This is a genomic window from Terriglobus roseus, assembly GCF_900102185.1.
Taxonomy (GTDB): Bacteria; Acidobacteriota; Terriglobia; order Terriglobales; family Acidobacteriaceae; genus Terriglobus; species Terriglobus roseus_A.
Window position 1 is genome coordinate 810,935 of the sequence record NZ_LT629690.1, and the last position, 12,802, is coordinate 823,736.

At 55.6% G+C, this 12,802-nt stretch carries 5 protein-coding genes; 3 read left to right on the forward strand and 2 right to left on the reverse strand.

What is annotated here, in order from left to right:
* Window positions 1-41 precede the first annotated feature (41 nt).
* A complete protein-coding gene (locus BLT38_RS03675; protein ID WP_083343967.1) occupies window positions 42-1,706 on the forward strand; it encodes a tetratricopeptide repeat protein in 1,665 nt (554 codons plus the stop codon).
* 6 nt (window positions 1,707-1,712) lie between these two features.
* On the opposite strand, the gene BLT38_RS03680 is transcribed toward BLT38_RS03675, so the two are convergent.
* The gene (locus tag BLT38_RS03680) at window positions 1,713-3,521 is read right to left on the reverse strand and encodes a CRTAC1 family protein (RefSeq protein ID WP_083343968.1); all 1,809 of its coding nucleotides are present in this window, start codon (window positions 3,519-3,521) and stop codon (window positions 1,713-1,715) included.
* A gap of 34 nt (window positions 3,522-3,555) precedes the next feature.
* Window positions 3,556-7,458, reverse strand: a complete 3,903-nt coding sequence (locus BLT38_RS03685; RefSeq protein WP_083343969.1) for an FG-GAP-like repeat-containing protein — start codon at window positions 7,456-7,458, stop codon at window positions 3,556-3,558.
* A gap of 242 nt (window positions 7,459-7,700) precedes the next feature.
* On the opposite strand from BLT38_RS03685, the gene BLT38_RS03690 reads away from it, so the two are divergent.
* The gene (locus BLT38_RS03690) at window positions 7,701-11,534 is read left to right on the forward strand and encodes a TonB-dependent receptor (RefSeq protein WP_083343970.1); all 3,834 of its coding nucleotides are present in this window, start codon (window positions 7,701-7,703) and stop codon (window positions 11,532-11,534) included.
* Window positions 11,535-11,627: 93 nt separating this feature from the next.
* Window positions 11,628-12,794, forward strand: coding sequence for a hypothetical protein (locus BLT38_RS03695; RefSeq protein ID WP_083343971.1), 1,167 nt, complete (start codon window positions 11,628-11,630; stop codon window positions 12,792-12,794).
* The last annotated feature ends 8 nt before the right edge of the window (window positions 12,795-12,802 follow it).

A 12,802-nucleotide genomic window follows, 5' to 3' on the forward strand; every position in this document is an offset into this window, starting at 1 on the left:
ATGCGTAACATCGGCGAGTAAGGTTTCTTGTCATCCACATCATGCGGTCCAAGCCGATAGCTCGAATCAACTCCGTCCTGTCGTATGCCAGTGTGCTGCTGGGTTTTCTGCCCGTTGGACTCTGCGTAAGCCTGCCGTCGGCGAGAGTCTGGGCGCAGACTCAACAATCGCAGGACAAAGCCGTGCTTTCCGGACGCGTTGTTGATTCGACAGGAAAACCGGCACCCGGCGCACGGGTATATGCAGAACCACGCGATGGCGTGAAAGTCGTGCAGACAGAGGCGGGCACTTCTGGAGAGTTTCTGATCCGCTCTCTCGAGCCCGGCAGCTACACAATTCACGCGACTAGCCACGGTCTTGAGAGCAAGCAATCGACGCTCGCCATAGTGAAGGACTCTCGGCAGAACATCACGATCGTGCTGAACTCGGCGGGTGGTGCGGATACAACCGGAGCTGGCTCTGCTGCATCCAGCGACAGCATAAGTCTCTTCGATAAGCCAAGCTTCGCCGTGGCGGGTGTCACTGATTGGACTGCGGTTGGCGGCCATGGTTCCGACGCCACGCTGCGCACCAGTGAAGAGCTAAATCGGGAAGCCTTGGCGCTGCAGGCGCAAACGCCTTCGTCTGGTATGGGCACGGCCAAAGCGGAAGAGGAAAATAAGCTGCTTGCGGTGGTTTCTGCGTCCCCTTCCAGCTACGAAGCAAACCGTGATCTCGGTTCGTTTTATGTGAAGCAAGCGCAGTTCCAGAAGGCAGTTCCAATCCTTGAAAAAGCTGCGCGTCTGAATGGTGACCAGCCTGTGGACGAATACAACCTCGCTCTGGCGTGCAATGGTGTCGGCGATCTTGCCGCAGCGCAACTTCACATCAAACGGGCCCTGGCTCAAAGCGATGCGGCTGAGTTCCACCAGCTATCGGGAGAGATTGAGGAGAAGCTCGGGAACCCATTGGTCGCGGTCCAACAGTTTCAACGTGCCACGCAACTCGATCCCAAAGAGGCGAATTACTTCGCCTGGGGAACTGAGTTACTGCTGCATCGCGCCATCTGGCAGGCGGGAGATGTGTTTGCCAGCGGCGCAAAAAAATACCCCACTTCTTTGCGAATGAAGACTGCGTGGGGCGCAGCACTCTTTGCTGGTGCTCTCTACGACGAGGCGGCAGAGAAAATCTGCGAGGCCTCCGATATGGCGCCAGACGATCGTGAGCCTTACCTGTTCGCAGGCCAGATCGTCGCGACGTCATCGTCGGTCAATAAATGTGTGGGACCAATGCTCGAGCGATTCGTTCACCAGCATCCAGATGACGCGAAAGCGAACTACTTCTACGCCATATTTCTGTCGAAGCAAGCCAGAACACCCGCGCCGGACCGAGTCCGTCAATTACTGATGCGAACTGTTGCAGTGGACCCAAAATTCAGCGACGCCTATCTGCAACTAGGCATCCTGCAGGCCGGGCAGAAGGACTACGGCGGAGCGATCGCTTATTACCGAAAAGCTCTGGAAGCAGATTCGCAGAACAGCGAAGCGCACTATCGTCTTGGCGTTGCCTATGACCGCACGGGCGAACCTTCCAAGGCAAAGGCGGAATATGAGATGCATGAGCAGATCGACGCGGCTAATGCGGCACGAATGGAAACAGAGCGACGCGCGGTGAAGCAATTCTCGATTGTTCCAAATGCCTCGTCAGCGCCTGCGAAGCCTCAGTAGACGAACTTATGTGTTTCCCGGCATCGTTCGCTGCACAATTCCATGTCCTTCCCGGATGGTGAGAATCCGATTTGCAGCTACCCGGGTAAAGCGCTCTACCAGTTGCGTCGTGGGCCACTTTACCTCCACCACGTCAGCAACAGTGGCCGTACCCAGACCGAAGTGGAGGCGCAGGTCGCTTTGTGACATAACACTGGTGCCGCTGTGGACTTCGTCCATTTGGGTATGTTTTCCCGTTGTTACTTTTACCCGCGCACCGATGGCCGTTCGGTTGCACTTTGTGCCAACCAGCTTGATCTTGATCCAGTTTCCACGATGACGGCTGACATTCTGTATTAGCGATGGAGGGTCGTTCATGTTGAGGATGAGCGCGTCTATGCCTCCATCATTGTCGTAGTCTCCGAAGGCCGCGCCGCGACTTGAAAATTTCTCCGCGATCCCAGGTCCCATGTGGGATGAAACATCCTGAAAACTTCCATTGCCAAGATTGCGGTATACGATGCGAGGATTTTTGTAACTCTGCGAAAAGTGGTAGTTATCAATTTCGGGATAGACATGCCCGTTGATCTGCATAACATCGAGCCAGCCGTTGTTATCGTAGTCAAGGAAGCCGCAACCCCAGGCGACATACTGGTTGTTGCCACCAACGCCAGCGGTGAAGCTTACATCTGTGTAAGTTCCATCACCGTTGCAGTGATACAGGTTTGAGCTATCATCCGCGAAGTTCGTTTTGAAGATATCGAACCAACCATCGCAGTCATAGTCCCCTACGGCAACGCCCATGCCTGCCTGCTCGTGACCGCCGTCACTGTACGCGCAGCCCGCCTCGACAGCTACATCGGTGAATGTACCGTCATGGTTGTTCTTAAACAGGATGCTGGGTTGTGAATCAACAGCTACATAGATATCGGGCCAGCCGTCGTTGTCGAAGTCGTAGGAGACAGCGGTAATGGAATAACGTGGCCCCGGCTTCAAGATGCCTGACTGATCGGAGACATCGGTAAAAGTTCCGTTGCCATTGTTGTGGAACAGGAGATTTGTGTCGGGCGGCAGACCACGTGGGCCGCACATGACTGGCACACCCTTCCACTGACAGAAGTGACTATCGTCGGACGTGTTCATGTGCTGCGGATCAAGCTTCAGATAGTTACAGACGAATAGGTCAAGGAAGCCGTCCCGGTCATAATCCAGGAAGGTGCAGCCAGCTCCCCAGCGAACCTCGTCCCGGTAAAGTCCCGCCTTTCGCGTGACATCGGTGAAGGTGCCATTTCCATTGTTGTGGAAGAGGATGTTGTGACCCCAGAAACAGCAGAACAGATCGTCCCAGCCATCGTTGTTGTAGTCGCCAACACATACGCCTGTCTGCCATCCTCTGATAGCTAGCCCCGAACCCTCAGTTACATCGGTGAAGGTGCCGTCGCGGTTGTTCTTGTACAGGTGTGACGTGGGCGCTTTACCCTTCGGCCACTGCGTGTCGAGGCGGTCACCGTTCGTCAGGTAAATGTCGAGCCAGCCGTCGTGATCGTAATCAAAAAAAGCAATCCCGCTGCCCTTCGCCTCAATGATCGAGCGCTTGTGATCAACGCCGCCCCAGACTCCAGGAGATGTAAGGCCGGCTTTCGCTGCGACGTCGACGAACTGCACTGGAGCCGTGCCTGTAGTGGACGACGGCTTCGTAGTCGTTGCCCCCGACTTCGCTATCTGCAAAAGAGACGGGTCGGTCCACTTCCACAGGGGCGTTGCCAGTGCTTCAGTTAACGCGCTGCCGAGCAGAAACGCGGATGAGCCAAGAAATCTCCGCCTTGGTAAAAGCATGACGGCAATTATAGGTGCGAGTGGCGAGGCTTCACTACGGTTGTGCGTCGAGTACTGCGATGCCTTGTTTGGCTGCAGTGTTCTCAGGTTTGAGCGTTAGCAACGCCTGTAACGCCTCTCGCGCCTTTGCCCTTTGCCCTTCCAATACGTAGAGCCGGGCCAGGTTCAAATACGACTCATCAAAGGTGGGAACAAGGTGGACGCAGGTCTGGAACTGCCGTTCCGCCTCGGCATAATTCTTGTCGTGAACGGCGAGCACTCCAAGATTATTCAAGGCTTCAGGATAGTCAGGCCGCAGAGTGATTGCCTTACGTAGGTAGTCCGTGGCCGTCTTCGATTGATTCTGCTGTGCGTACAGCATGCCCAGGCTGTAGTTAATTTCCGGATCATCTGGCTGAAGCGCAAGTGCCTGTGTAAGGTAAACTTCCGCTTCGCTGAAGGATCGCTTGCGACGGTATACGTTTCCCAGATTCAGCAGTGCGGTTGCGTAGCCCGGTCGCAGCGCAAGGGATTGGCGGAAGTTCTGTATAGCCTCTTCCATCTGCCCCTGCTGTCCTGCAAGCATGCCGAGGTTGTTCCATGCTTCCGGATAGTCCGGCTTCAAACTGAGGGTTTTTTGTAGATATTGCTTTGCCTCATCAAAGCGGTTCCGGCGCAGACTGAGTGTGCCGAGATTGTAGTAACCCTCCGCATCATTCGGTCTCGCAGCAACCACTTGCTGGAAGGACTCGGCTGCCTGTTCGAGGTACCCGTGCTGGAACATCGCTACGCCATAGGTGAAGTCATTGCGAACAAATTGAGCCTCGTGCAGTGTGCCAGGGAAGGGAAGCGCTTTCGCAAATCGCTGCTGCTGCGTTGCGGGAAGGGATCGTGCGTCGGCAACCACCTGTTGCGCACTGACTATGCCTTGATACACCTTCACGATCATGCCCTGCCGATCAAGCAGGAACGATCCAGGCAGCGGCAGGTTACGGCGACGATCGTACAGGTAGCGAAAGATGATGTTGTAGATTCCCGCAATGTCTTCGGTTGCGAAGAGCACAGGGAAGTTGAGTTTCTGCCTTGCGGCATACTCGCGCGCTTTTTGTACGCTTTCCGCTCGGTCGACGTTGACTGCCAGAAGTTCCACTCCAGCCGCTTGCATACCTTGCCGGTCCCGCTGCAATCGCAGTAGTTGGTCACTGCAAGCTGGCGAGTCGACTGACCAGAAGTGGAGAAGCGCCACGCTGCCCCCCGTGGAGGACAACGTCCGCATAGACCCGGCAAGATCGGGAAGGCTGAATCCAGGCGCCTTCAAGGGATCCAACAGCCAGGTGTACACAGGCTCCGCAGGAGAAATATGTGGGTCGTGTGCGGATGCCGCTGGTTCGTGTATCGCTGGACTGTTGCCGAACGGCTTCGCCGTGAAGGTGGTTGTCCCCTCGATGAGTTCCACCTGATGGTTTGCTGGTAGGTCCTTGAACTGCTGCACCAGACCGCTGGGCCAATGTACTGTCGCATCGATCGACGTTTGCGCATTGCCAATTCCAAAGAACAAGTTCTTGGAATGCTGTGCGAGAAAACCTGAACCAGCCTGCACATAACGCGTCTGCTTTAAATCTCCCACGGTAAGTGTGATTGCCGTACCGATCGCATCACGATTGCTCTTGGTTCCGCGCAGGCGAAATGCGATGGAACCGCCGATGTTCTTCAGCGTGTTGCGAAGAATGCGGATCTGCGGAGCGCTACGATTCTTCAGAATGATTTCGAGACGACCGTCATGGTCAATGTCCGCCAGAGCGAAGGAACGGCTGTCCTCCAGAAAGTCCAATCCCGCTGGTCCGGAAACTTCTGAGAAAGTGCCATCACGGTTATTCAGAAGTAAGACATTGCGTTCGTTCCCACTCCAGGAGTTATCGGTACGGATCAACTCATTCAGTGCGTTCCAACCATGCTCATACGCCAACGAGGGCGTTGCGTCGTCGGATGATTTTCCCACCACCTGGCGCCAGAAGAAGCTGCCGAGATCGATGTCGTTGGAGTCTTGGCTTTTGACGTTCCGCTTTGCTTCAGTGGCGGCGATCGCGTCCTGCACCGGAGCGGTGATGTAGCCGTTTGTTACATAGATGTCCTGGAAACCATCGTGGTCAAAATCAAGAAAGTCAGAGCACCAGGCCCAACGGCCCACCTCAACGTCTGCTGATGCGCTGACGTTTTGAAAGGTGCCGTCACCCTGATTGCGGTAGAGCGCGTTGCCACGGGCATGCGTGCGGTACAGTGCACGGATCGACTCCGGACTCTTCTCGTGAAACAGCTTCTGCTGTGAGACACGCTGCCCGGCCGCAGACCACATGTTGGCGACGTAGAGGTCAGCATGTCCATCGTTGTTAACGTCAGCCCAAGCTGCGCTCATCCCGGCACCAACGTCTTCAACGTGAGCCTTCGTGGAGACTGCCTTAAACGTTCCGTCTCCTTGATTGCGGTAAAGATTGTTACGGCCAAAATCGTTTACTACGTACAGGTCTGGAGAACCGGTTGTACCCGATGCGCCCCATGCGCATGCGAAGCTGTAGCGGTCATTCTCTGCACGTAGCCCGGATGCATCTGTCCGATCAACAAACGCCGCGTCGCCTTCGTTGTGAAACAGGAAGTTAGGAGGTCCGTTACGCGCGTCAAAGTAGGGCATTGGATAGTGGTACTGATCCAATCCCAGGTAATAACTGTAGACACAAAAGTAGATGTCGAGCCGGCCGTCTCCATCGTAGTCAGCGACAGCAGCATGGGTGAACGTACCCTCTGGTGGATGGGCAAATCGGAAGGCGTCATGCTTGCGTTCGAACGTACCGTCGCCACGATTGAGAAAGAGCAATGGCCCTGTGCCACAGACCACCAGCAGGTCTTGTCGGCCAATGTTGCGGAAGTCGGCAAAAACGGCGCAGGCAGTGTTGTCCAGCACAGCCACACCGGCCTTCTCCGTCACATCTTCGAAAGTGCCGTCGCCACGGTTGCGGTACAACCGGTTCGGCAATCCAGCCGGCTGACACACATAGAGATCATCGAAGCCATCACCGTCATAATCACCGACGGCCACGCCATTGTTGCCGTAGACATCAATGCCACTGGCTCCATCCAACTGCGTGCGCCATTCATCTGCGCCTCGAAGCAACTGTTCTCTGTACGATGGAACCTCACCAAGCGACCGCTGGGTGATATCGACAAACGCGGGGCCCTGTAGAGCCGTTCGTTTTTCCGCAGTTGACTGCCAGCGGCGCAACTTCCAGGCCTCTGCATCGGTTTCGGAAGAAGTGTGACTCCAATCCATCTGCCACAATCCAACTCGCTGTTCCCGCTCATCTTTCAATGACGTCGCGACGATGCTGTATCGAACGGTCGTTCGCACGTTGAGAGGTTTGCCTGAGAGCACATCAATCGCTGTGATCTCCAACTCGGCAACTCGAATGTGCAGACCTGACGGTAGCCAACGCTCCAACTCCTGCACCAGGCGTTCACTCGGTTGCGTGAGCGCAGAGTTGAATTCTCGCGTGGAACTGTGGATGCTGGCTTCCTGGCGCAGTGCCACCTCGTGCGTTGGAACAAACGATGCTGCTTCCAACGAACCGTGGAAAGAATTTCGGAGCTTGGCGAAATCTCGTTCTTTCAGGCAAACGGTCCAGCTGTCGAGAATCAGCCCGATCTCGTGAGCGTAGCCCTCAGTGACAAACTCGTCTGACCCCGGACGCAGTCGGCGCAGCACATCCTCAAGCGGTGACCTGGCCGGATAGCTTGGCTCGTAGCGGAGATCAGCGAGTGACAACGACAAGGCGGCGGGCGCCGGGCTTAGAACGGAGTTCCACTCGCCGATGAGGGGCGATGAACGAAGAAGAAGAGGCGTCAACCCCAATCCCTTCAGGAGACTGCGTCGGCTCAAGTGCTGGAAACCAGTAGGTGGAAGTGCCATGATCCGTGTGCATCAGCTTGCGCTGCCTTCCAGCAAACGTAGCATACGCGTGATCTAGCGTCAGTGAGCCAGAAGCCAGCGGTGAGGCATGTTGAGCCAGACCTTAGGCCTGAAATTTATCTCAACCAAAAGGTTGACACGTTCAGAAAAGGGCACTTAGTATGGGCACCTCATACGAGCGGACCCACCGTTGGTTCTCTCTTTTTGCAAGACTTTTGATTTGCCCTGAAGGGGGTTTTCGGATGGCTTTTGCGCACAGAATACTCAGCGGAGTTCGACACTTTCATCTAACCGCTCCTGTTGCCGGCATAGTTCTTATGCTTGGGGTGGGTTCAGCCCATGCGCAGGTCGATCAGGGCGCCATCACAGGCGTGGTACAGGATTCCACCGGCGCGTCGATCCCGAACGCCGATGTGAAACTGCTGAACACCGATCAGGGAATCAGCCTTGAATCCAAGACCGGCGATAGCGGCATTTACACCTTTTCACCGGTCCGCATTGGGCATTACACCATCACTGTTTCAGCGCCGGGTTTTTCTGCGACAACACAAGAGAACCTGACCGTGACGGTCGGCCAGAATCTGAAAGTAAACATCGCTCTCAAGACGGGCTCCACATCAGAGACAGTGACTGTTTCTACGGCGCCTCCTCAGCTGCAGGCGGACGAATCTTCCGTCGGCCAGATCGTGGATCAGCACACCATTAATTCGCTGCCATTGAACGGTCGTAACTTCACGTTTCTTGCCCAGTTGAGCGCTGGCGTAAATAGCTCTCAGGCAGATACACGTGGCAATGCGGCTTCTGGAGCGTTTACTGCAAACGGCCTGCAACCGGCCCAGAACAACTATCTGCTTGACGGAATCGATAACAATTCCAACGCTGCCGACTTTCTGAACGGCACGAATTTCGTCATCCTACCGCCGGTAGATGCAATCCAAGAATTCAAGGTACAAACGGCAGATTTCAGCGCAGAGCTTGGTCGCTCCGCTGGTGCCGTGCTGAACGCAACCATCAAGTCAGGCACAAATTCTATCCACGGCGCAGTCTGGGAATTCTTCCGCAACGACAAGCTGGATGCAGCGGACTGGTTTGAGAACAACAACGGCCGTCCAAAGGGAAGGCTCCGGCAGAATCAGTTTGGCGCCTCAATCGGCGGACCAATCTTTAAAAACAAAGCCTTCTTCTTTGGCGATTACGAGGGCCTTCGGCGCGTGCAGGGCACGGTACTGCCCGGTTCGGTTCCCACCGCGCTGGAACGGAACAGCGGCTACACGAACCTTACAGACATGATCACGTCGCAGACAGGCGGAAATCGCACGGATTACCTGGGACGCAGCATCCCCTTTGGAACCGTCATGGATCCGGCAACCACCAGGACAGTGACCGCGGGCGTTGTTGATCCTGTCTCTGGAAGAACGGCGACAACTACCGGCTTCGCGCGAGACCCGTTCGGAACCTGCGGGCCAAACACTGCGGCGTTCACGCTGGCCGGCTGTAATCTGAACCAGCTTCCGGCAGGGCGCATAGACCCGAATGCCGTCAAGTTGTTGAATCTCTACCCCACGCCGACCTCATCGGGATATTCGAACAACTACGCCAACAGCCCCAAGCTGTATGAGCACCGCAATGCTTTCGACGTGCGATTGGACTACAACCCCGAAGACAAGGATCAGATCTTCGGCCGCTTCAGCTACGTGGACGATCCGCAGTTCGTACCGAGCATCTTTGGCGGAATCGCGGACGGCGGAGCCTTCCAGCAGGGCATTCAGACTGCACAGTCGCAACAGGCTGTGCTGGCTTATACACACGTATTCACCCCAAGCACCATCAATGTAGCCCGTATCGGATTCAACCACCTGCACACCACGCGCTCCGGTCCGAACAGCAGTGTGAGTGGCATCCCTGCGCAGTACGGTATCCAGGGAATCCCGCAAGGTAATCTTAACGGCGGCCTGCCGGCCATCTTAATATCTGGTCTCAGCAACCTGGGCACCAGCGACTATCTGCCCTCTGATGAAATCAGCCAGACATTCCAGTTCGTCGACGATTTCACCAAGGTGTATGGCAAGAACAGCTTCAAAGCCGGTTTCGAATATCAGGATGTTCACTTCAACACCCTGCAACCGCCATTCGGCAAGGGCGAGTTCAGCTATACCGGAAACTTCACCGGCGTTCCCAACCAGGCGGGTGATTTGACGGGTCGCGCTGCGTTCCTGCTGACGCCTACAGCTGCCACGGTTCCCAATGGAATTGGCTACGTCGGTGGCTCCAACCAGGTACAGGCTTCGGCCATCAGCAAGACCTATGACGCACGCGGCTACTATGCCGCTTATCTGCAGGACGACATCAAAGTTACCCCGTCGTTTACCTTGAACGTCGGTTTGCGTTGGGACTACTTCACTCCCATCGCAGAGACAAATGGAGCACAGGCGAACTTTGTACAGGGTGGTCCGCCGAACGGCACACCCACCTACATCGTGCCGGCCAGCGGCAAGGCGCCACGACAGTTTTCATCCACGGCCAACAATCCTTCTCTGAATGGCGCGGGCTTCCTGGATCTGCTGGCAAAGGATGGCATCAACCTCCTGGTGACGGATCAGTACGGCAAGGGAGTGCTCCAAACGCAGAAGACCAACTTTGCGCCGCGCTTCGGGTTTGCCTGGACTGCGACGCCCAAGCTTGTGATCCGCTCAGGTATCGGACTGTTCTTCAATGCATTCGAGAACGCAGGGTACGGACCCAACATTGGACGTAATTATCCGTTCTCGTACTCTTACACTTTCCAAAACAACGGATCGGACTCAGCGCCGTTTGGCACAGGTGCGAACCCATACGGAACCTGCGGGACAGCAGGACCTGGTGGAAGTGCGACGATGGAGTCTGGCCTGACATGCGCGTCGTTTACGCCCTTGGCGGTACGCGCATCTGGTATCGGTCTATCGGGACTGCAGTTTGATTTCAAGACGCCCAATACCATCAGCAGCAACTTGAGCATTCAGTACGCGCTCACCAACAACATGTCGTTCACCGCGGCGTATGTGTACACGCATGCCAGCCATCTGCAGGCAAGCATCGGAAACAATCGCGTGTCGCAACTGATTCCCAATGGCACGCCGTTGGTGCGTAACGTCAATAATCCTGATACACCGACCAACCATAACTACATCCCGTTCCCTGACTTCGCGACCAATGGCAGTTATCAGCGAACGCTGGGTGCGAGTGTGTACAACGGATTGCAGACCAAGCTCGAACAGAGGCTCGCATACGGTTTCACCTATCTGTTGACCTACACATATTCCAAAACGATGACGAACTCCGGAGATCTTTTGAACGGCGGCAGCGTGAGCGGCTTCCGAGCACCTTACATCCCTGGATTCGGTACGGCTGCGGACTGGAGCCTGGCGGCATTCGATATCCGCAATGTGTTCCACGGCAGCGGTGGTTATGAACTACCTTTTGGTAAAAACAAGAAGTTCCTCGCCAACGCTGGCAAGGCGACCAATGCGGTTTTCGGCGACTGGAGCCTGCAATACATCGTTACGCTTCAGAATGGCCAGCCAATCACCATCGGCTGCCCGACTGCAGTCACAGCCGGCTCAAGCTGCTACTCAGTGCATGCCCCTGGACAAGATCAGAAGCGGGGTATCCGTCGTGTGGTTGTGGGTAATACCTCCAACCTGTACTGGTTTAACAACCCGGCGGCCTTCCAGCAGCCCTGCCCTTACACCTTCAATGGACCTACGCCGACCATTGCGAATTGCCAGATGCTTACCGGACAGCAGGCACTTGGTGCAACCTCTGCTACGACCTACGGACCTCCGTTCAAGCGGTTTGATTTTTCGGTGTTCAAGAACTTCAAATTTAGTGAGCGGGTGTCGATGCAGTTCCGCTCTGAGTTCTTCAACATCCTGAATCATCCCAACTTCAACGCACCGGGCTTCGGCGGAAACGGCGTAGTTGCCATCGGCAACTCCCTCAACTTCAACGACACGACGAACTTTGGGCGAATTGGTTCAACGCGCGATGCTCCGAACGATCCGCGTCAGATTCAGTTCGCTCTCAAGCTGTACTACTAATAAGCGGCCCGGTGCTTCGGGGATGACCGAAGGGTCAGTTGTGAAGCATCGGGCCTGACTGTTTCATCCGGCTTGCTTAACTTCGCGAAGGAAATGGCTATTCACGGTCGTTCATCTTTTGACCTCTTCGATCCTCGCCTCTTGAGCCTCAACAGGCGTGAGTTTCTTCGTGATGTTGCTGGCATGGCGCTCGGTTCGGCTTTGGTTGGGGGTAGCCCTTTTCTGCACGGTCAGACGATTCGCCAGAAGCGCAAGGTGATCGTTGTGACGTTTGGAGGAGGAGCGCGGGATCAGGAAACGTTTGCGCCCGGGGGGCAGGCGAACATCCCTCACCTGCTGCAGGAACTGGCACCTCAGTCCAGCTTCTTTACGCACATGACGAACCAGGGCATCTTGGGGCATTATGTCGCAACGGCTAGCCTGATCACCGGCGTCTATGAGACGTTTAACAACTTTTCTGCTGTTCCACCAGCAAACCCTACGGCGTTTGAATATTTCCGCAAGGACCTACGCCGGCCAGCATCGAATACGTGGGTCGTTGCCCCCAGTAACGGGTTCAACCGCATTGGTGAAAGCGACTATCGCTCCTATGGCCCGGGTTTCGGGGCAGGTGTCATTCTTCCTAAGCACTTGTTGAGTGCAGCCAGTCGCGGAAAAGTCGACAACCTGGACCATATTCTGCGCGATAACTATGAGACTCCACTCTTTACCCCGGTACTGGGAGGCGGAGAGGTCGAACTGCAGCAGCTTGAGAATGTTCTGAAGCTATCCGTGGAAGACTTCATGTCACATGCGCGGACGTTATCGAGTCCAGACGAGCTATCGCTGTACGTCGTCAAGCAGTTGATGCGTCAGCAGGCTCCCAGCTTTCTGTGGCTCACAATGCATGACATTGATGTCGCGCATACTGGTGCGTACTCGCTGTATGTTGAGGCAATCCAGCGCACCGACCGACTGTGTGCAGATCTATGGAACGCGGTTCAAAGTAACCCGGAATACGCTGGAAACACTACGATGTTCATCCTTCCGGATTTTGGACGGGACTCTGACTTCGTGGCAGGCGGCAACGGATTTCAGCACCACAGAACGGGGGACGCGGCTTCTCGGACCACCTGGATGATGGCTCTAGGTGCAGGTGTTCGTGAGGGCGTGGTCTACGATCGCGTCGTTCAACCCATTGATCTGGTCCCCACACTGGGTTCTCTGATGGGTTTTACCGCAGGCCGTGCGCAAGGGTCGCTGATTCGAGAGTTGCTCTAGCCATGCTG